Origin of the sequence: Curtobacterium sp. 18060 (assembly GCF_902706105.1) — a bacterium.
GTDB lineage: Bacteria > Actinomycetota > Actinomycetes > Actinomycetales > Microbacteriaceae > Curtobacterium.
Genome location: NZ_CACSJV010000058.1, coordinates 1 through 20,374, shown reverse-complemented (window position 1 = coordinate 20,374; position 20,374 = coordinate 1). Strand labels below are relative to the sequence as shown.

Annotated in this window: 20 protein-coding genes and 1 tRNA gene; 14 read left to right on the top strand and 7 right to left on the bottom strand. The window is 70.1% G+C overall.

Annotation, left to right across the window (positions count from 1 at the left end):
* The first annotated feature begins 149 nt into the window (after nt 1-149).
* From GVL05_RS17660 to GVL05_RS17635, 6 genes are all read left to right on the top strand, one after another.
* Nucleotides 150-222, top strand: a tRNA-Trp gene (locus tag GVL05_RS17660).
* A gap of 20 nt (nt 223-242) precedes the next feature.
* Complete coding sequence (gene secE, locus GVL05_RS17655) at nt 243-521, top strand: preprotein translocase subunit SecE (RefSeq protein ID WP_111084262.1); 279 nt, start codon at nt 243-245, stop codon at nt 519-521.
* A 119-nt stretch (nt 522-640) separates the two neighbouring features.
* Nucleotides 641-1,654 carry a transcription termination/antitermination protein NusG gene (gene nusG, locus GVL05_RS17650; protein ID WP_123672358.1) on the top strand — a complete coding sequence of 338 codons (1,014 nt, stop codon included), beginning with the start codon at nt 641-643 and terminating at the stop codon, nt 1,652-1,654.
* Nucleotides 1,655-1,798: 144 nt separating this feature from the next.
* The gene (gene rplK, locus GVL05_RS17645; RefSeq protein ID WP_022906459.1) at nt 1,799-2,230 is read left to right on the top strand and encodes a 50S ribosomal protein L11; all 432 of its coding nucleotides are present in this window, start codon (nt 1,799-1,801) and stop codon (nt 2,228-2,230) included.
* A 90-nt stretch (nt 2,231-2,320) separates the two neighbouring features.
* On the top strand, nt 2,321-3,010 hold the full coding sequence (gene rplA, locus GVL05_RS17640) for a 50S ribosomal protein L1 (protein WP_123292110.1): 690 nt from the start codon (nt 2,321-2,323) through the stop codon (nt 3,008-3,010).
* Between the two features lie 86 nt (nt 3,011-3,096).
* Entirely contained in the window at nt 3,097-3,705 is a 609-nt protein-coding gene (locus GVL05_RS17635) for a Pr6Pr family membrane protein (RefSeq protein WP_123938622.1), read from the top strand.
* Here GVL05_RS17635 and GVL05_RS17630 read toward each other — a convergent pair.
* Entirely contained in the window at nt 3,702-4,385 is a 684-nt protein-coding gene (locus tag GVL05_RS17630) for a YqaJ viral recombinase family protein (RefSeq protein ID WP_159573982.1), read from the bottom strand. The two genes, GVL05_RS17635 and GVL05_RS17630, sit on opposite strands and share 4 nt — an antisense overlap.
* A 67-nt stretch (nt 4,386-4,452) precedes the next feature.
* Nucleotides 4,453-5,664 carry an ROK family transcriptional regulator gene (locus GVL05_RS17625; protein WP_200849266.1) on the bottom strand — a complete coding sequence of 404 codons (1,212 nt, stop codon included), beginning with the start codon at nt 5,662-5,664 and terminating at the stop codon, nt 4,453-4,455.
* 144 nt (nt 5,665-5,808) lie between these two features.
* Here GVL05_RS17625 and GVL05_RS17620 point away from each other — a divergent pair, with 144 nt between their 5' ends.
* The 6 genes from GVL05_RS17620 (at nt 5,809) to GVL05_RS17595 (ending at nt 12,206) form a co-directional block, all read left to right on the top strand.
* Complete coding sequence (locus tag GVL05_RS17620; RefSeq protein ID WP_123292112.1) at nt 5,809-6,555, top strand: sugar phosphate isomerase/epimerase; 747 nt, start codon at nt 5,809-5,811, stop codon at nt 6,553-6,555.
* Nucleotides 6,552-7,697, top strand: coding sequence for a Gfo/Idh/MocA family protein (locus GVL05_RS17615; protein WP_123938624.1), 1,146 nt, complete (start codon nt 6,552-6,554; stop codon nt 7,695-7,697). The genes GVL05_RS17620 and GVL05_RS17615 overlap by 4 nt, the downstream gene beginning before the upstream one ends.
* Nucleotides 7,698-7,801: 104 nt before the next feature.
* Nucleotides 7,802-9,103, top strand: a complete 1,302-nt coding sequence (locus tag GVL05_RS17610; protein WP_131845694.1) for an ABC transporter substrate-binding protein — start codon at nt 7,802-7,804, stop codon at nt 9,101-9,103.
* A gap of 224 nt (nt 9,104-9,327) precedes the next feature.
* The gene (locus tag GVL05_RS17605; RefSeq protein ID WP_111084254.1) at nt 9,328-10,323 is read left to right on the top strand and encodes a carbohydrate ABC transporter permease; all 996 of its coding nucleotides are present in this window, start codon (nt 9,328-9,330) and stop codon (nt 10,321-10,323) included.
* A complete protein-coding gene (locus GVL05_RS17600) occupies nt 10,316-11,155 on the top strand; it encodes a carbohydrate ABC transporter permease (protein WP_111084253.1) in 840 nt (279 codons plus the stop codon). Before GVL05_RS17605 ends, GVL05_RS17600 begins: the two co-directional genes overlap by 8 nt.
* A 109-nt stretch (nt 11,156-11,264) precedes the next feature.
* A complete protein-coding gene (locus tag GVL05_RS17595; protein ID WP_131845692.1) occupies nt 11,265-12,206 on the top strand; it encodes a hypothetical protein in 942 nt (313 codons plus the stop codon).
* 60 nt (nt 12,207-12,266) lie between these two features.
* Here the strand turns inward: GVL05_RS17595 and GVL05_RS17590 are convergent, their stop codons facing one another.
* The 5 genes from GVL05_RS17590 to GVL05_RS17570 all read right to left on the bottom strand — a co-directional run bounded on the left by GVL05_RS17590 (nt 12,267) and on the right by GVL05_RS17570 (nt 17,864).
* Nucleotides 12,267-12,944 (bottom strand): ABC transporter ATP-binding protein, encoded by a 678-nt coding sequence (locus tag GVL05_RS17590; RefSeq protein WP_111084468.1) that lies wholly within the window; start codon nt 12,942-12,944, stop codon nt 12,267-12,269.
* 134 nt (nt 12,945-13,078) lie between these two features.
* Nucleotides 13,079-14,638 carry an ABC transporter permease gene (locus GVL05_RS17585; protein ID WP_131845691.1) on the bottom strand — a complete coding sequence of 520 codons (1,560 nt, stop codon included), beginning with the start codon at nt 14,636-14,638 and terminating at the stop codon, nt 13,079-13,081.
* A 129-nt stretch (nt 14,639-14,767) separates the two neighbouring features.
* On the bottom strand, nt 14,768-15,478 hold the full coding sequence (locus GVL05_RS17580; RefSeq protein WP_159573981.1) for a glycosyltransferase family 2 protein: 711 nt from the start codon (nt 15,476-15,478) through the stop codon (nt 14,768-14,770).
* Entirely contained in the window at nt 15,475-16,830 is a 1,356-nt protein-coding gene (locus GVL05_RS17575; protein WP_235036043.1) for a bifunctional PIG-L family deacetylase/class I SAM-dependent methyltransferase, read from the bottom strand. Before GVL05_RS17575 ends, GVL05_RS17580 begins: the two co-directional genes overlap by 4 nt.
* Nucleotides 16,827-17,864: an acyl-CoA dehydrogenase gene (locus tag GVL05_RS17570; protein ID WP_159573979.1), complete on the bottom strand. Its 1,038-nt coding sequence runs from the start codon at nt 17,862-17,864 to the stop codon at nt 16,827-16,829. Before GVL05_RS17570 ends, GVL05_RS17575 begins: the two co-directional genes overlap by 4 nt.
* A 110-nt stretch (nt 17,865-17,974) precedes the next feature.
* On the opposite strand from GVL05_RS17570, the gene GVL05_RS17565 reads away from it, so the two are divergent.
* Together GVL05_RS17565 and GVL05_RS17560 are read left to right on the top strand one after the other, a co-directional pair.
* A complete protein-coding gene (locus tag GVL05_RS17565) occupies nt 17,975-18,709 on the top strand; it encodes a response regulator transcription factor (RefSeq protein ID WP_197068690.1) in 735 nt (244 codons plus the stop codon).
* Nucleotides 18,706-20,223, top strand: a complete 1,518-nt coding sequence (locus GVL05_RS17560) for a HAMP domain-containing sensor histidine kinase (RefSeq protein ID WP_159573978.1) — start codon at nt 18,706-18,708, stop codon at nt 20,221-20,223. Before GVL05_RS17565 ends, GVL05_RS17560 begins: the two co-directional genes overlap by 4 nt.
* Nucleotides 20,224-20,374: the final 151 nt, after the last annotated feature.

The following is a 20,374-nucleotide window of genomic DNA, read 5'->3' as shown; positions in this document are numbered from 1 at the left end:
GTTGCGGTGGACTCGGGGCCGGGGGCTGCGGTGCTCACGGGGGCCAGCCTATCGGCGCGGCACGCCGTGGAGGGGGCCAAGTGGACACCGTGTGACGGACTCCCGTACACTCGACCACCGGAACACGATCGGTGACGGACGTGCTCTGAAGGGCGGTGGCTCAATTGGTAGAGCAGCGGTCTCCAAAACCGCAGGTTGCAGGTTCGAGTCCTGTCCGCCCTGCAACTCTGGAAGGGTAGAAGTTGGCGAGCAAAGACATGGAGACGACGGCGGACGACGTCGTCGCCAAGGCGAAGCAGGACCGGGCCGAGCGCCGGGGTCCGATCGCTGCCATCGTGCTCTTCATCCGTCAGGTGATCGGCGAACTGCGCAAGGTCGTGACGCCGACCCGCAAGGAGCTCTTCAGCTACACGCTGGTCGTGCTCGTCTTCGTCGTCGTGATGATGATCCTGGTGTCGATCCTCGACTTCGTGTTCGGTCTCGGCGTCGGGTACGTCTTCGGCAACGGGCCCACGGCCTGACCCGGACGTCGACTGCCGAGTGCGGCAGTCCACTGGAGTACGGTCGCCCGAGACGGTGCCGATCGTGACCAGGACCGTCCGCCATCCCGACCCGCACCACCGAACGGAAAGAATCGACTGTGTCTGACTACTCCCGCGACGACATCGACCTCGCGACGGCTGCCGAGCAGTCCTCCGAGGTCGAGGAGAACCAGGAAGGCGACGTCGAGACCGGCGAGGAGCGCTCCGCCGAGTCCGCCGAGGAGCGCGCGATCTCCGTCGAGTCCGAGGACGACGAGTCCCTCGGCATCGACGAGGAGCTGACGGCACTGCAGGAGTCCAAGGACCCCGAGGCCGACGCCGTCGTCGAGGACGCCCTCGAGATCGACTCCACCGACGAGGCCGAGGCCGCGGTGGAGGCCGTCGAGGACGAGGAAGAGATCGAACTCGAGTCCGAGACCGCCGAAGAGGCGAACGAGACCCTCGCCGCCGACGAAGCGATCGACGCCGAAGACGACGACGCCGAAGAGGCCGAGGTCGACCCGTACGAGGCCTTCAAGGTCGAGCTGCGGATGAAGCCGGGCAAGTGGTACGTCATCCACTCCTACGCGGGCTTCGAGCGCCGCGTGAAGTCGAACATCGAGAACCGCATGGTGTCGATGTCGATGGAGGAGTCGATCTACCAGGTCGAGGTCCCGATGGAGGACGTCGTCGAGATCAAGAACGGGCAGCGCAAGCTGGTCACCCGCGTTCGGATCCCCTCGTACGTGCTCGTCCGCATGGACCTCAACGAGGACTCGTGGTCCGTCGTCCGGCACACCCCCGGTGTCACCGGCTTCGTCGGCAACGCTCACAACCCGACGCCGCTCCGTTTCGACGAGGCGTTCGGCATGCTCAAGTCCCTCGTGCAGGTCGCCGAGGCCGCCCCGACCAAGGGTGGCTCGAAGTCCGGCGGTTCCCTGCAGGCGCAGCCCGCGGCCGAGGTCGACTTCGAGGTCGGCGAGACGATCACCATCAAGGAAGGCTCGTTCGCGGGCCTGCCGGGTTCGATCTCCGAGATCAAGCCGGAGAGCGGCAAGCTCACCGTCCTCGTCTCGCTGTTCGAGCGCGAGACCCCGGTCGAGCTCAGCTTCGACCAGGTCACGAAGCTCTAGTCCAGGTCTCCCCGTTCGGGTAGACTCATCGAGTTTGGGCCCGCACGCCTCGTGCGTGTGGGCCTTCACCGCGGTCCGGAACGGCCGGACCAGCGGGAGAGTGCACGGATCCCCGTGCGTTCGATTCCAGGAGGAAGACAAGTCATGGCACCGAAGAAGAAGGTCACGGGCCTGATCAAGCTGCAGATCAACGCGGGAGCCGCCAACCCGGCCCCGCCGATCGGTCCGGCACTCGGTCAGCACGGCGTCAACATCATGGAGTTCTGCAAGGCGTACAACGCGGCGACCGAGTCGCAGCGTGGCAACGTCGTGCCGGTCGAGATCACCGTCTACGAGGACCGTTCGTTCACGTTCGTCCTCAAGACCCCGCCGGCCGCTGAGCTCATCAAGAAGGCTGCTGGTGTGCAGAAGGGGTCCGCGACCCCGCACACGGTCAAGGTCGCGAAGATCTCGATGGACCAGGTCCGTCAGATCGCCGAGACCAAGCAGGCCGACCTGAACGCCAACGACATCGAGCAGGCCGCGAAGATCATCGCCGGCACCGCACGCTCGATGGGCATCACGGTCGAGGCCTAAGCACCGATCGGGCTCCGGCCCACACCCAGACACCTTTCCGTGGGAGAGCCGCGCCGGCTCGTCAACCACGTATCTCGCAAGGAGACCACCATGGCGAAGAAGTCCAAGGCCTACGAAGCCGCGGCCGCGAAGATCGAGGCCGACAAGTTCTACACCCCGACCGAGGCAGTCGCCCTGGCCAAGGAGACCGGCTCTGCGAAGACCGACTCCACGGTCGAGGTCGCACTGAAGCTCGGCGTCGACCCGCGCAAGGCGGACCAGATGGTCCGCGGCACGGTCATCCTGCCGCACGGCACGGGCAAGACCGCCCGCGTCATCGTGTTCGCGACGGGTGCAGCGGCCGAGGCCGCGATCGCAGCCGGCGCCGACGAGGTCGGTGGCGACGAGCTCATCGCGAAGGTCGCCGAGGGCTACACGTCCTTCGACTCCGCCGTCGCGACGCCCGAGCTCATGGGCAAGGTCGGTCGTCTCGGCAAGGTGCTCGGCCCGCGTGGCCTCATGCCGAACCCGAAGACCGGCACCGTGACCCCGAACGTGGCGCAGGCCGTCAACGACATCAAGGGCGGCAAGATCGAGTTCCGCGTCGACAAGCACGCCAACGTGCACTTCGTCGTCGGCAAGGCCTCGTTCACGCCGGAGCAGCTCGACGAGAACATCTCGACCGCGCTCGAGGAGATCAACCGCCTCAAGCCGAGCTCCTCGAAGGGCCGTTACGTCATGAAGGGCGCCGTCTCGACGACCTTCGGCCCTGGCATCCCGCTGGACGTCAACAGCATCTGAGTCCACTGACTCGCAGAAGGGCCCGCACCGGCAACGGTGCGGGCCCTTTTCGCGTGCAGGGGCGCGCGTCCCGGTAGCGTGGTCTCGTGCGCACCCTCGTGAACTCGCTCCGGTTGATCGCCGTCATCGCCGTCGTCGTCGCGATCGTCGCCCAGTGGCTCGTCAGCTCGAAGACGGACGTCTACAACCCGTGGAACTTCTTCGGCTACTTCACGATCCAGTCGAACGTCATCATCGCCGTGGCCCTGGCGGTGACCCTCGTCGCCTCGGCCCGCCGCAAGCGTGGGGACCTGCGGGTGAGCCTGCTCCGGGGCGCCGGCACGGTCTACATCGCCACGACCGGGATCGTCTACAACACCCTGCTGACGAACGTCGACGTGTCGGCGAGCGTCCAGTGGTCGAACGACGTGCTGCACAAGGTCATCCCCGCGTACGCGGTCCTCGACTGGCTGCTGTTCTCCGACCGGTCGAAGCTGCTCCTCCGCCACGTCTGGTGGTTCCTGATCTACCCGGCGGTGTGGACGATCGTCATCCTGATCCGGGGCGCGACCGACGGCTGGGTGCCGTACCCGTTCCTCGACCCCGCGCAGGGGTACGGGGTCGTGGCGATCTACTGCGTCGGCGTGGGCGTCTCGATCGGGTTGCTCGGCGTCCTCGTCGTGGGGATGAGCCGGCTCCGACTCGTCAAGGTCTAGGAACGGAAGTCGCGCAGTTTGTCGAGCACCAGGTCGGCGAGCTGCACGAGTCCGCGGATCTGGTCGTCGTCACGGTCGACCCAGCGGCACTCGGGCTCGTCGGCGACGGGGACGAAGCCGTCGTGGCGCTCCCAGACGAACAGGGTGCGGTCGGCACCGAGCACGTACTGCTGCCACCAGATCTGCCGCAGGTAGTGCCGGGGGATGCTCCGCCAGCCCTTCGCGGTGGTCTTGATCTCGGCGAGCACCACCCGCGAGCCCTGGACACCGACACCGTCGGGGGTGGCGAGGTGCGCCCGGTTCGCAGCGGCGTGGAACAGGTGCGCCGAGGGCTGGATGCCGTGGGTGGCCGCGACCCAGGCGGCGATGTGGGGCTCGCGGTCCTTGCCGTGCTCGGTGAACGCGTTGCCGGAGAACCGTGAGCCGTAGCGCTTCTCGGTGACGACGGCCTCGACCGCGTGCAGCGAGGCGAGCCGTGCGACGTCGGTCGCGGTGATGCCCGCGGCGCGGGCGCGGAGCCAGGCGAAGCGGTCCGAGGAGTGCGCGACGATCCGCTCGGTGTGGCCGCGAAGGGCGGTGAACGCGTCGCGCCCCGGGACCGAAGCCGGCGTGGCGGAGGCAGAAGGCGCCTCCAGACCGGGGTCCAGGTCGCCCCACAGGGTGGGCTGCACGATCGTCACCCGTCGATTCTCCCCCCGACCACCGGCAGGACCGAATCCGACGCGCTCACGAGGCGCAGCGCACACGTCAGGAGACCAGCTCACGCCCCTCGGCGTAGGCGACCAGCTCGTCGACCCCGGCGGGGGAGAGCGCGTAGCCGATCGCGAGCGCCGCCGCGCCCTGCAGCGCGGCGAGCGACCCCGCACGCGACTGGGCGATGACGAGGTGCTCGGTGGCGAGCGGCATCGACCGCGAGTAGACGACCTCACGGACGCCGGCGAGCAGGTGCTCACCGGCCTGCGTGATCGAGCCGCCCAGGACGATCACCGACGGGTTCATGAGCGAGACGCACGTCGCGAGCACCTCGCCGATGTCGCGGCCTGCCTGTCGGACGGCGTAGATCGCGTCGAGGTCGGAGCGGTTCACCAGGTCCAGCACGTCGGCGCCGGTGTGGGCGTCGTGCCCCTTCGAACGCAGGGCACGGGCGATCGCCGGACCGGACGCGACCGCCTCGAGGCACCCGGTGTTGCCGCAGTGGCAGGGGACGTCGCCGGCGCGGGACACCCGCACGTGGCCGATGTCACCGGCGGTGCCCTGGGCACCGCGTTGCAGCTCGCCGTCCGACACGATGCCGGACCCGATGCCGGTGGCGACCTTGACGAACAACAGGTGGTCGACGTCGGGCCAGCCGTGCTCCCGTTCGCCGAGGGCCGCGATGTTCACGTCGTTGTCGAGCAGGACGTGCGCCGCGATGTGCTGGCGGAGCCACGACGGCACGTCGAAGCCGTCCCACCCGGGCATGATCGGCGGGTTCGCCGGGCGTCCGGTCGAGAACTCCACCGGACCGGGCACGCCGATCCCGATGGCGATGACGTCCTGTCGGGCGCGACCGACCTCGTCGAGCAGCTCGTCGATGGTGGCGACCAGCCACGACAGGGTCTCCACCGGGCCGGCGGCGATGTCGATGCGTGCTTCACGGGTGGCGAGCGGGGCGGCGACCAGGTCGGTGACGGCGACACGGCCGTGCGAGGCGCCGAGGTCGGCGGCGATCACGAGCCGGGCGCGGGGCTTCAGCGCCACCTGGGCGGGCGGCCGTCCTCCGGTGGAGACGGCGGTGTCGACGGGGCCGACGAGACCGACCTCGATGAGGGAGTCCAGGCGCACGCCGATGGTGGAGCGTGCGAGTCCTGTCAGTGCGGCGAGCTCGGCCCGGGTCCGCGGCACGCCGTCGCGGAGGATCTGGAAGAGCTCGCTCGTCCCGACCGGAGGCGACGCTGCCGTCCGAGTCAAGTCGACCATGGGGGGAGTGAAGCACACATCGAACGCGCCACGCAACGAAGTTCGTCGACCTTCCACGAACTTCTGCTTGACCGCCGACAGAAGTGGTCATAGTGTGACGCTCGGTCAGTGACGACCGCACCATCTCGACGAGGAGAACCCCTGGTGACCCAACCGATCTCGGTTCAGCTCTACACCGTCCGCGACGCCCTCTCGGCCGACCTACCCGGCACGCTCCAGCGCATCGCCGACATCGGCTACACGAACGTCGAGGCCTTCGGATTCGTCGACAACGCCGACGAACTCGCCGCCGCGCTCCGCGACGCCGGACTCGCCGCCCCGAGCGGACACGCACGACTGCTGGACGCCGGCGAGCAGGACCTCGAGCGGATCTTCCACGCGAGCGTCACCGTCGGACTCGGCACCCTCATCGACCCGCACATCGACGAGGCCCGCTGGACCACCCGCGAGGACGTCGAGGCCATCGCCCGCGAACTCAGCGCCCTCGCCCCCCGCGCGGCCGACCACGGCCTGGTGCTCGGCTACCACAACCACGCGTTCGAGTTCTCGAACCGCATCGACGGCGTCAGCGCCTACGAGGTCTTCGCCGACGCGCTGTCCGACGACGTCGTGCTCGAGCTCGACACCTACTGGGTCACGGTCGGCGGTGACGACCCGGTGGCGATCATCGGCAAGTACGGCGACAAGATCGAGTTCCTGCACGTCAAGGACGGCGACGGCTCCCACGACGACGACAAGCAGGTCGCCGTGGGCAACGGCATCATGCCGATCCGCGAGATCCTCGCCGCCGCACCCGACGCACTCCACGTCGTCGAGCTCGACGGCCACGAGGGCGACGTCTTCCAGGCGGTCGCCGACTCCTACACGTTCCTCGAGGGGGCCCGCGCATGACCGACACCACGGCCTCCACCGCCCTCGACAGCAGCACCCGGACCGGCCGCGTCGGCGTCGGCGTCATCGGCGCCGGGGTCATCTCCGACCAGTACCTGTCGAACCTCACCGTCTTCCCCGACGTCGAGGTGCGCTTCATCGCCGACATCGACCTGCCGCGCGCAGCCGCCCAGGCCGAGAAGTGGGGCGTCGCCGGGTCGGGCACCGTCGAGGAGCTCCTGGCCGACGACGACATCGAGATCGTCGTCAACCTCACGATCCCGGCCGCCCACGTCGAGGTCGCCCTGCAGGTCCTCGCCGCCGGCAAGCACGTGTGGGGCGAGAAGCCCTACGCCCTCGACCGCGAGAGCGCGACCGAACTCCGTGACGCCGCACGCGCCGCGGGCAAGACCGTCAGCGTCGCACCCGACACCTTCCTCGGTGCCGGCCTGCAGACCGCGCTCCGCACCATCCGCGACGGCCGCATCGGCAAGCCGCTCAACGGCCTGACGCTCTTCCAGAGCCCCGGCCCGGAGTCCTGGCACCCGAGCCCCGAGTTCCTCTTCGCGTACGGTGCCGGCCCGCTGTTCGACATCGGCCCGTACTACATCACCACCCTGGTGCAGACGTTCGGTCCGGTGAAGAAGGTCACGGCGACGGCGTCGAAGTCCCGCGCCACGCGCACGATCGGCTCCGGCCCGAAGGCGGGCACCGAGTTCCCCGTCGACGTCCCGACGAACCACTCCGCGCTGATCGAGTTCGAGGACGGCGGGAGCGCGCAGAGCGTCTTCTCGTTCGAGTCGGACCGCGGTCGCACGGGCGTCGTCGAGATCGCGGGCGAGACCGGCACCGTCGTGTTCCCGGACCCGAACAACTTCGACGGCGACACCGAGCTGTACGCGCTCGGCGCCGAGGAGCCCGAGACGATCCCCGCGGTCGGCTCCACCTACTCGCGCGGCACCGGCGTGGTCGACCTCGCCCGCTCGCTCCGCGCAGGCGACGAGAACCGGGTCCCCGGCGCCCTCGCCTTCCACGTCCTCGACGTGATGGTCTCCATCGCCGAGGCGGCAGAACGTGGCGAGGCGGTGCTCGTCGAGAGCACCGTGTCGCCCTCCCAGACCCTCCCAGAGGGTTGGGACCCCGCGGAGCAGACCCTGGCCTGACCGGCCCGGATCCGCCCCGCACACCACAGCAGCACCCGAAGATCCATCCCGCACCACCCCTGCACCATCCCTGCACCATCTCAACGACGAGAAAGTAGAGAGTCATGCGCACTGCCATCCGCGCACTGGCCATCACCGCGGCCGCCGCACTCACCGTGACCGGCCTCGCAGCCTGCTCCTCCGGATCGTCCGGTTCCTCCGGCGACTCCAAGACGCTCACCTACTGGGCGTCCAACCAGGGCACGTCGCTCCAGAACGACAAGGAGGTGCTGACCCCCGTCCTCAAGAAGTTCACGAAGGAGACCGGGATCAAGGTCGACCTCCAGGTCATCGGCTGGAACGACCTGCAGACGAAGATCCAGACCGCCGTCACCTCGGGCCAGGGCCCGGACGTCGTCAACATCGGCAACACCTGGGCCACCTCGCTCCAGGCGACCGGTGCGTTCCAGGAGTACGGCGACTCCGAGATGAAGGCGATCGGCGGTGCCGACAAGTTCGGCAAGGTCGCGCTCTCCACCGGCGGCGCCCCCGGCAAGACCGTCACGAGCGTCCCGCTCTACGGCCTCGCGTACGGCCTGTACTACAACAAGGCGATGTTCAAGGCAGCTGGCGTCGAGGCACCCACCACGTGGGAGGACCTGACGGCGGACGCCAAGAAGCTCACCACCGGTGGCAAGTACGGCTTCACCATCGCCGGTGGTTCGTACACCGAGAACGCGCACTTCGCGTTCATCACCTCGGCGCAGAACGGCGGCGAGTGGTTCGACAAGGACGGCAAGCCCACGTTCACCGAGAAGGGCAACGTCGACGGCATCAAGCGCTACCTCGACCTGATGCAGTCCGACAAGGTCGTCAACACCTCGAACGCGCAGTACGACAACGGCACGCAGGCCGTGTCGGACTTCGCGAACGGCAAGGCCGCGATGATGCTGACGCAGAACAACGCGAACGCGACCATCACCTCGCAGGGCATGAAGACGGACGAGTTCGGCGTCGTGCCGTTCCCGACCACCGCTGACGGCAAGGACATCGCGTCGTTCCCGGCCGGCATCAACCTGTCGATCTTCAAGAACACGAAGAACAAGGACGGCGCGCTCAAGTTCGTCAAGTACATGACGAGCGCGGACACGCAGACCACGCTCGACAAGCCGTACTCGGCCCTCCCGGTGCTCGCCGCCGCGGCCGACTCGGTCACCGACGAGCAGACGAAGACGTTCCTCGACATCTACAACAACAAGGCCAAGCCCCTCCCGCTGGTCCCCGCCGAGGACCAGTTCGAGTCCACCGTCGGCAAGGCGATGAACGACATGTTCGCCAAGATCGCCACCGGCGGCTCCGTGTCCGACAGCGACATCAAGACCGCGCTGCAGACCGCCCAGGACCAGGTGTCCCAGGCGAACGGCTGATCCACCCAGGAGGCCCGGGGCGCGTCCGCAAGGACGCCCCGGGCCTCCGCCCCTCGCGTCCAGAGCCGGACCCGCCGGGGCAGGTCGTCACCGGCCCCACAGTCCCAGAGCCGGCCATCCGCCGGCAGTGAGCGTCCCGTCTCACGCACGCCGTGCCTCCCGTCCGCTGCCACGGACCGGGGTGCGAAGCACCCGAACCCCCTCCTGCCGAAAGGCCCCCGCCCATGTCCACGACGGTCCTGCCCGATGCGGAGCGCATCGACCTGACGCACACGAAGGGCTCGACGCTGTCGGGCCGTCCGCCAGGTCGCAAGCGCAAGACCAACTGGCTGCCCTACGCGCTCGTCGCGCCGGCCATCCTGTTCGAGCTGCTCATCCACATCGTCCCGATGCTCACCGGCATCTGGATCTCGTTCATCCAGCTCACCAAGTACTTCATCGCCAACTGGGGCGCCGCTCCCTTCGCGGGACTGCACAACTACTCGGTCGTCGTCGACTTCGACCAGGCGATCGGCAAGGGCGTCCTGCACTCCTTCCTGATCACCTGCGGCTTCACGGTGCTCGTCGTCGGCCTCTCCTGGACCTTCGGCATGGCCGCCGCGGTCGCACTGCAGAAGCCGTTCCGGGGCCGCGGGCTGTTCCGCACCCTGTTCCTGGTGCCGTACGCGCTGCCGATGTACGCCGGCATCATCACCTGGAAGTTCATGTTCCAGCGTGACTCCGGCGCGGTGAACCACGTCCTGGTCGACCAGTTGCACCTGTTCAACGGCACCGGCCCGTTCTGGCTGATCGGCTCGAACGCCTTCGTCTCCGTCGTCGTCGTGGCGATCTGGAAGACCTGGCCCTTCGCGTTCCTGATGCTGATGGCCGGCCTGCAGTCCGTGCCGAACGACGTGTACGAGGCCGCCTCGGTCGACGGCGCGAAGCCGTTCCGGCAGTGGCGCTCGATCACGCTGCCGATGGTCCGCCCGGTCAACGTGACGCTCGTGCTCGTGATGTTCCTCTGGACCTTCAACGACTTCAACACGCCGTTCGTGCTGTTCGGCTCGACCGCGCAGCCCCCGGCCGCGGACCTGCTGAGCTTCCACATCTACAACGCGTCCTTCATCACCTGGAACTTCGGCTCCGGTGCCGCGATGAGCGTCCTGCTCCTCATCTTCCTGCTCATCGTCACCGGCATCTACCTCGCCGTGACCAACCGGAGGTCCGTCCGTGCGTGAGACATTCGGCGCCAAGTCCTTCAAGGTCGTGACCCTTGTCATCCTGACCCTGTTCACGGTCGTGCCCCTCTACGTGATGATCACCACGGCCATCAAGCCGCTCGGTGACGTGCAGAACGACTTCACGTGGATCCCGACCAACATCACCATCCAGCCGTTCATCGACATGTGGTCGACGGTGCCGCTCGGCAAGTACTTCGTGAACTCGCTCGTGGTCTGCACGGTCGCCACGGTGTTCTCGCTGATCATCGCGACGTTCGCCGCCTACGGTGTCTCGCGCTGGAACTTCAAGGGCAAGAGCACCTTCACCACCGCGGTGCTCTCCACCCAGATGTTCCCCGGCGTGCTGTTCCTGCTCCCGCTGTTCCTCATCTTCACGAACCTCGGGAACTCGCTCGGCATTCAGCTCGTCGGCAGCTGGACCGGCCTGATCATCACGTACCTGACGTTCACGCTCCCGTTCTCGATCTGGATGCTCGCCGGCTACTTCGAGACGATCCCGCGTGAGCTCGACGAGGCCGCGATGGTCGACGGTTCCGGCCCGATGGGTGCCCTCTTCCGGGTCATCCTGCCCTCGGCCCGCCCGGGTCTGGTCGCGGTCGGCATCTACTCGTTCATGACGGCCTGGGGCGAGGTGCTCTTCGCCTCGGTCATGACCAACGGCGACGGGCAGACCCTGGCGGTCGGTCTGCAGCAGTACTCCACGCAGACGAACGTGTACTGGAACCAGATCATGGCCGCGTCCCTGGTCGTGTCCATCCCCGTGGTGATCGCGTTCCTCATCGTGCAGCGCCAGTTCGTGGCCGGCTTGACCGCCGGTGCGGTGAAGTAGCCGGTCGCACCCCGGCCCCGAGACTCGGGCTGGGCGACAGTCCTCGTGCCATCGCGCCCGAGAGACGTCGCTCAGCCCGAGTCTCGTCGTTCCGGGCAGGATGGGGCGCATGAGTGGAGCGCGCGGGCGGCAGCTGCGGCCAGGACAGACCAGTCGGGTGCACGTGTACGACCTCGAGTCGCGGAGATCGCGGCTGGTGTTCGAGTCGAGGACGGTGCTCGTCGAGGCGCCGAACGTGCTCGATGACGGCACCCTCGTGCTGAACGGGAACGGCGACCTGTGGCTGCTGCCGCTCGCCGACGGCGGGCAGGTGCTCGACGAGACCGCGCTCGTCCCGGTGCCGATGCCCGGCGTCCCCGAGATCAACAACGACCACGTGCTCGACCCCTCGGGCAACTCGGTCGTGGTGAGCGGCCGCGACGGGGACCTCTACCGGGTGCCCGTGCCGGCCGGGGGAGCGGCCGCGACCCTCACCGACGTCACCACCGCGCTGCCGGTCGTCCGGAAGTTCTACCTGCACGGCATCGCCCCGGACGGGGAGACCCTCGCGGCGATCGTCGGGGAGCGCACCGAGGCGGGCGTCTGGACCACCGACGTCGCACTCGTCGACCACGCCACCGGCGAACCGACGTTCCTGACCCGCGACGAGCACCCCGACGACGGCGTCTCGTTCGCGGGCGAGATGCTCGTGTGGAACTCGGAGCGGTTCACGCCGGGCACCGCGCAGCTCGTCGCGCTCTGGCCGGGGGCGACCGACCCGGTCCGGATCACGAACGACGACCGGGTGAACTGGTTCCCGCACGTCTCGCCGGACGGGGAGCACCTGCTCTACCTGTCCTACGAGCCGGGGGTGCAGGGCCACCCGGCCGACCACCGCGTGGAACTGCGGCGGCTGCCCGGGGCGCTCGTCCGCGGCGCCCGGATCATGCCGGTGCCGGAGACCCTCGTCGTGCTCGACGGCGGCCAGGGCACGGTCAACGTCCCGCCGTGGTCCCCGGACTCCCGCTGGTTCGCCTACTGCGACTACCCCGTGGGTCGAGACTCGGTCTGAGCGACAGTCCTCGGGCTCGTGGCCACGAGGACTGTCGCCCACCGCGAGACTCGGGTCACCTCAGACCTCGCGCACCTGCCCCTGCTTGAGGTGCAGGCGACGCTCGGCCCGCTTCGCCACCCACGAGTCGTGCGTGACGATGACGACCGTCAGCCCGCGTTCCTTCCACTGCTTCTCGATGAGCCCCATGATCTCGTCGCGGGTGCCCTCGTCGAGCGCGCCGGTCGGCTCGTCCGCCAGCAGCACGCTCGGGTTCTTCACCAGGGCACGGGCGATCGCCACGCGCTGCTGCTGCCCGCCGGAGAGCTCGGCCGGCAGGTGCTCCATCCGTTCGCCGAGCCCGACCTCGCGGAGCGCGGCCGTGGCCCGCTCGCGGATCTCCGAGCGTGCCCGGTTCGCGAGCGACCCCGCGAACGCCGTCTCGACGTTCTCGAGCGCCGTCAGCGTCGGGATGAGGTTGAAGCTCTGGAACACGAAGCCGATCTCCGTCGCCCGCAGGTCGGTCAGCGCACGGTCGCCGAGCTTCGCCACGTCGCGGTCGCCGCCGAGGTGGATCGAGCCGGCCGTCGGCCGGTCGAGTGCCCCGAGCATCTGCAGCAGTGTCGACTTTCCGCCGCCGGTCGGCCCCTGGATCGCCACGAGCTGTCCCTGCGGGATCGTCAGGTCCACGTTCGTCAGGGCGGTGACGGTGCGGTTCTTCTGCTTGTACGTCTTGCTGACGTTGGTCAGCCGGTACATCGGACTGGAGGCGCGGCTCGCCTCCGCCTGGCCGGGTGCGGTGTCGGTGCTGGTCACGGTCGCTCCTTCTGGTCGCGTGCTCGGGGTCGGTGCGGGTCCGGCGGTCGGCACCGCGCCGGTGGCGGGGCCGGGCATCAGGCCACGCTCCGCAGTGCCTCGGCCGGACGGAGCTTGCTCGCGCGCCAGCCGCCGAGTGCGCCGGCGATGAGGCCACCGAGGATCGCGAGGCCGATCGCCAGCAGGATGACCTCGACGGTCACCGGGGCGTGCAGGACCACGTCGGTCGTCGACGCGGTGCTCGCGCCGCCGCCGAAGCCGCCGGCCGGGGCGCCGCCCGTCGTACCGCTGCCCGCGGCCGCGGTCGCCGCGCCACCGGGCATGCCACCGCCGCCACCTGCGCCGCCGCCACCGGTCGTGCTCGAGGCGCTCGCCGAGATGGTCGGGCTGATGATGTTCACCACGAGGATGCCGATCAGGCCGGCTGCTGCGCCGAGGACACCGCCGATGAGGCCCTGCACGAGGGACTCGCCGGCGACCTGCCGGGTGATGCGGCCGTTCGACCAGCCGATGGCCTTGAGGGTCCCGAACTCGCGGGTGCGCCTCGTGACGCCGGAGATCGTGAAGAGGATCGCGATGAGGAACGCCGCCGCCAGCACGACGATCGACAGCCAGGTGCCGAGGTTCGAGACGAGGCTCGACGCGGTGCTCAGCGAACCGGAGACGCTCGACGCCAGGTCGGACTCGGTGGAGACCGTGGCGGTGGTGAGCTTCTGCTGCAGGGCGGTCTTGATCGCGCTGACGTCCGACGAGGACTCGGCGGACACGTAGATCGAGGTGACCTTGCCGTCCAGGTCCGCCAGCGCCTGCGCGGTGTCGAGGGGGATGTAGGTGTTCGAGCCGGTCGTCGACGACGAGCCGGTCGAGGTGACGATGCCGATGACCTCGAAGTCGGTGCCGCCGATGTCGACGGTGTCGCCGACCGCCTTCGACTCGCTCTTCGCGTAGGACGCGTCCAGCACGACGACGTCCTTGCCGGCGTCCTTCGCGGTGAACGTGCGGCCCTTGGTGAGCTCGGTGCTGGTCAGGGGGCCGACGGCGTCGCCGGAGACCGGGATGCCGGTCACGGTGAACGAGTCGACGTTGAACGAACCGCCCCCGAAGCCGCCGCCCTGGCCGGAGTCGCCACTCGGCGGCCCCTGCTGGGTGGAGCTGTCCGTGCTGCTGCTGTCGGAGCTGCTGCTGTCCGTGCTGCTGCCGTCGGTCGACTGCTGGACCTGCCCCGAGAACGTGCTGTTCTCGAGGGTCAGGACACCGGTCGCCGCCTTGACGCCGTCGGTGCCCGTCACGGTCGTGAGGTTCGCGGCGCTGAGCGTGCTCGTGCCGCGGGCGACGGCGAGCCGTGACTGCGACAGGTCGGTCGAACCGCTGCTGTCGCTGTCGTCACCGCTCTGGCTGCCGAAGTCAAAGCTCGGTCGACCGGAGCCCGACGCGCTCGGGGTCGTCGTCTTCGTGACGGTGATGTCGGTGCCGACGCCGTACACGGACTGCAGGACGCTGGACTGGGCCGCCTTCACGCCGCCCGCGATCGAGGACACGATGACCACGAGGGCGATGGCCAACGCCATGCCGATCGCGATGATGACGGTCTGCTTCTTGCGGTTCGTGAGTTCGCGCCTGAGGTACGTCAGGAACATGGTTCTCCTCGGTGGTGGCCGGCTGGGGTCACCGGCCGCGCAGAGCGCACGGCGGGGCCGACGGAGGAGAACGTAGGCAGCCGGTCAGTGGCCGCCCCATCGGCAGCCTATGAGCTGTCTAAGGGGCCCTCAGCTCGCGTCGCCGTACGCCCGACGCAGGTGCTCCGCGTAGCCGCCGGGCGTCCGGCCGGCGAACCGACCGCTCGTCACCACCGGCAGGTCGACCGTCGCGTCGACGCGGAACCCCATCGCGTGCGCCCGATCGACGAGCCGGACGTCCTCGTGCTCGGGGACGGGGTCGAACCCGCCGAGCGCCAGGTACGCCGATGCCAGCACGCCGAGGTTCGCGCCGTGCACGTGCCCGAGCGCGGCACCGGGCGGGTGCGCCTGCGTCCACCGGGCGAGCACGACCGGGTCCAGGTCGTCCGGGTCGGGGACGACGGCGCCGACGAGCACGTGCGCCCCGGAGCGGAGGGCATCGGCCTGCTGGACCAGCCAGCCCTCCGGCACCCGCGAGTCCGCGTCGGTGTGGGCGAGCCAGCGGGACGCCGGGTCGGCGGGGTGCTGCCGGAGCGCGTGCGTGGCCCCGATGGTCCGCGCCCGACCGACGCCGACGTGGGCGGTCGCGACGACGTCGACGGGGAAGCGCTCGACGACCGTCGCCGTGTCGTCGGTGCAGCCGTCGAGCACGACCGTCACCGAGACCGCCACGTCGGGGTGTTCCCCGGCGAGTCGGGCGCGGGCGGCGAGCAGGGCGTCGAGGCAGGCGGCGATGCGGTCCTCCTCGTCGTGGGCGGGCAGCACGACGTCGATCCGCGTGACGCCGGAGGGCGCGGTCACCGGACGAGTCCCTCGGCCCGTGCGACCGACACGACGCCGGGGCCGGGCAGCACGCTCAGCACGAAGTCCGGTTCGACGTGGCGGACGAGCGCCGGTCGTGGCCACCGTTCCGCGAGCCGGGCGTCCACCGCGTCACCGCTCGACACCGCCTCGTCGTCGGGGTGGCGCCAGTGGCAGGCGACCAGCACGCCGTCGTCGTCGAGCGACGCCAGCACCCGGTCGATCGTCTCGTCGAGGTCGGCGGGGGACAGGTAGTAGCCCACCTCGGACATGACGACGAGGTCCCACTGACCCGTCGGCCACTCGGCGGGCAGCGAGGCCTGCACGAACCGGGCCCCCGGCGCACGGACGGCAGCCCGGGCCAACGGTGCGGCCGAGATGTCGGTGCCGAGCACGGCGTCGGCCCGTTCGGCGAGCGCTGCGGTGAGGACGCCCGTGGCGCAGCCGAGCTCGAGCGCGGACCGGTACCGCTCGCGGGGGAGCGCGGCGAGCGTCACCGCCCGCTTGCGGCGTTCGTACCAGGAGCGCTCGAAGTCCCAGCCCTCCGGCTTCCGCTCGTAGTGCGCGTCGAACGACTCCCGCGAGCGCGACGCCGTCGGCTCGGGCGCGAAGAACCACTCGGCCGACCGCAGGTGGTGCGCGGCGTGCCGGTCGTCGATGATCGCCTCGTCCCCGGCGGCACCGGACAGCGGGCGGACCTGCGAGGCGTAGGCGTCGAGGGCGGCGCGCTTCCGCTTCCGGACGGCGTCGGCCAACGGCAGGACCGTAGCTCGGTCCCACGGCTGTGCGGACGCAGACGGGTCGTCCCAGTGCCACGCCCAGATCGGGTACGTCAGCAGCGACACCTCGTCGGCCTCGGCGGTGACCGCTTCGGCGACCTCACCAGCGATGCGGTGGTCCCGGTGACCGTCCCCGCGCCACGGCGCCACCACGAGCGTCGGCCGCACCGCGTCGTCGAGCGCTCGCCGCAGGGCGTCGGTGACCTCGTCCCGGTGCTCCCGCGTCCCGCCGTCGGGGATCCCGACCGACGACGCCGTCGCCCCGGGGTGCAGCGTGGCGAGGGCCCGGGTGAACTCGTCGTCGCGCACGATGGCCAGCTCCGACGCCGTCGTGGTGGGGGAGTCCGGGTGCGAGCGCTCGCCGCGGGTGAGGAGCACGACGTGGGTGGGGAGTCCCGCGTCGGCTGCGGTCGCGATGAGCCCGCCGGCACCGAGGGTCTCGTCGTCGGGGTGCGGCGCGAGGACCACCACGGAGCCGATGCCGTCCAGGTCGAGGGGTGTGGCCGACCGTGTGTCGAGGAACGGTGTCCACGCCGCGGGGTCGGTGCCCGGCTCGCGGTGGTCGAAGCTCACCACGCGACACCGCCGCGCTCCGTCACGATGCGGCCGATCCGGGCGAGGTCACGAGCCCCGTGGTCCTGCAGCACGTAGAGCTCGAGGTCGGCGACCCGCGCCGCGACCGCGGGGTCCGAGGTCAGGGGAGCCGGTCCGACGGTGGCGACGACCCGCTCACGCACGGCGTCCACCGCCCGACGCACCCGGGAGCGCACCGTCTGGGCGAGCAGCGGCCAGTCGACCTCGGCGGCGTCGGGCTCCCCGGACCGGTCGATCCGTGCGGCGGCGTCGGCGAGGGCGTCCTCGGCGTCCGCGAGGTCGAGCACGGTCGCACCGAGCGCGGCCTGCAGCAGTTCGGACTGCGGGTGGGCCGCAGCCAGCGCGCGCAGGACCCGGCCGAGGCCCACCGCACCGCCCCACCAGCACGCGGCGACGCCGATGCCGCCCCACGCGAAGCCCGGTCGCCGCAGGTACCAACCGGGTGCACCGACGAGCCGTGCCGTGGCACCGTCGAAGTCCACCGGGCCGCTCGGCACGTCGGGCATGCCCCGGGCGACCCAGGCCTCGTCGTGCGCGGTGACGCCGTCCTGCCGCAGGTCCACCGCGACGAGGACACGGTCGTCGCCGGCGTGCGCGGTCACCAGCGCGTGCGACAGCGTCGACGCGAGGGAGCACCACGGCTTCGTGCCGGTGAGGAGCGCCGTGCCGTCGTCCTGGAGCGCGGCCTCGAGGCGGAGTCCCGGCCCCTCGGCGGCGAAGACGCCCCAGGTCGAGTCGGCGGGGACCGGTACGTCGGCCTGCTGCAGGATGCCGAGCGCGTCGAGGTGGGGTTCGACGGTGCGGGCGGTCGCGACGTCGCCCGCGGCGACGGCGGCGAGCGTGGTGAGGAAGCCGCCGGCGGTCCCCGCGGACAGAAGCGGGGTGGTGGCGGCGAGTGTGCGCGCGGCCGTCAGACGGTCTGCCGGGCTCGAGCCGGGCCTCCCGGCCGTCTCCTCGATCCCCGCGGTGTCGACGTGCCTGGCGGACGGTGGCCAAGCAGAGGATCGCAGCATCCCCCCAACCTACGAAGGAGCGGCCGAGTGCACTCGGAGCGATCCACAGAGCGCGGAGGGGCGGTCCACAGACAGCTCATAGGAATTCCTCGATACTCGAAGACGTGACCATCTCCCAGCCTGCAGCAGCCCCGCGCCTCACGCGTGCCGACGGAACCCCGTTGCGCATCCTGGTCGTCGACGACGAAGCCAGCCTCACCGACCTGTTGTCCATGGCGCTCCGCTACGAGGGCTGGGACGTCAAGAGCGCGAACGGCGGGCAGGACGCCCTGACGACGGCGCGGGAGTTCAAGCCCGACGCGATGGTGCTCGACGTGATGATGCCGGACCTCGACGGCCTGCAGGTGCTCAGCCGGCTGCGGCAGAACAACGACGACACCCCGGTGCTGTTCCTCACCGCGAAGGACTCGGTCGAGGACCGCGTGACCGGGCTCACCGCCGGCGGCGACGACTACGTCACCAAGCCGTTCTCGCTCGAGGAAGTGGTGGCGCGACTGCGAGGCCTCATCCGCCGCTCGCAGATCTCGATCTCCGAGGCCGGCGACTCCCGCATCGTCGTCGGCGACCTGGTGCTCGACGAGGAGTCGTACGAGGTGCACCGTGCCGGCCGGCCGATCGAGCTGACCGCGACCGAGTTCGAGCTCCTCCGCTTCCTGATGCGCAACCCCCGTCGCGTGCTGTCGAAGGCGCAGATCCTGGACCGCGTGTGGTCGTACGACTTCGGCGGCAAGTCCTCGGTCGTCGAGATCTACATCTCGTACCTGCGGAAGAAGATCGACGCCGGCGAAACCCCGATGATCCACACGGTGCGCGGCGTCGGGTACGTCATCAAGCCCACCTCGTGACCCTCCGGCGCCGGCTCGTCCTGAGCATCGTCGCCCTCGTCGTCGCCGTCAGCGCGGTGATCGGGGCGGCGAGCATCATCGCGCTCTCGTCGATCCAGACGGGTGCGATCGACAAGCAGATCACCAGCGCCACCCACCGTGCGCAGCGCTACCTCGAGCAGAACCAGAGCGGGCAGCCGAGCATCGACCTGTCCCGTCCGTCGGGGCAGGCCGCCGGCACCCTGACCGCCTACTTCGTGGACGGGCAGGTCGTCATCGCGAACGTCCTCGACGACTACGGGCGACCGAGCTCCATCACGCAGTCGAGTGCCTCGGCTCTCGGCCAGGTGCGCGTGGGCGGCGACCCGGAGACCGTCGACCTCGGCTCGGACATCGGGCGCTACCGGCTCACCGCCGTCACCGTCGGTCCCGCCGTCCTGGTCGTCGGACTGCCGATGGCCCCGGTCTACGCCAGCGTCTGGTCGCTGTTCTGGGTGGTCGTCATCGTCGTCGGCACCGCGCTGCTCGCCGCGTCGATCGTCGCCGCCGTCGTGGTCCGGCGTTCGCTGCGCCCGCTCGAGCGCGTCGCCGAGACCGCCTCGACCGTGGCCCGGATGCCCCTCGACCGCAGTGACGCCCTGGACGGCGTCCGCGTGCCCGACACCGACCCCCGCACCGAGGTGGGCCGGGTCGGCAGCGCCTTCAATCGGATGCTCGGGCACATCGGCAGCGCGATGCAGGCCCGGGAACGCTCGGAGCAGAAGGTCCGGCAGTTCGTCGCGGACGCCTCGCACGAGCTCCGCACCCCGCTCGCCTCGGTGCGCGGGTACGCCGAGCTCACCCGTCGGATGGGCGGTGACCTGCCGAAGGACGTCGTCTACGCCATGAGCCGCATCGAGTCCGAGTCGATCCGGATGACGTCGATGGTCGAGGACCTGCTGCTCCTCGCCCGCCTCGACGAGGGGCGCGAGATCCAGTTCGACGAGGTCGACCTGACCGGCCTCGTGCTCGACGCCGTCAACGACGCCCACGCAGCATCGCCGGAACACGTCATCGAGATCGACGTGCCGTCCTCACCCGTCGTGGTCGTGGGGGACGCCGCGCGCCTGCACCAGGTGATCGTGAACCTCGTCACCAACGCCAGGACCCACACACCAGAGGGCACCCGCATCACCGTGGGTCTCGCGCCGTCGCCGTCCGGCCCCGGCGTGGACCTGACCGTGCGGGACACCGGCCAGGGCATCGACCCGGAGTTCCTGCCGAAGCTGTTCGAGCGGTTCGCCCGTGCCGACAGCTCCCGGTCGCGCACCGTGGGGTCGACCGGGCTCGGGCTCGCGATCGTGGACGCGGTCGTGCAGGCGCACGGCGGCAGCGTCGAGGTGGCGAGCGAGCCGGGCGACACCGTGTTCACGGTGCACCTGCCGGTGGATCCGTCGGCTGCGGCGGGGTCGGAGTCGGAGTCGGCAGCGTCGGCCGCTGCTGCGGTGTCCGCTGATTGGTCGGGGACGCCCGCTGCGGTGGACGCGACCCACTGACGCTGGGGAGGCGCGGGGCGGGCCCTGGACTGGTCCCCGGTTCTTGGACTGATTAGTCGGTTCGAGATCCGGGGATGGTTCGTGTGGGTGGTACCGCGTCGTCGTTGACGAGTGCGCAGCGGGTGGCTGCGGTGGAGTGGTTCGGTCGGGG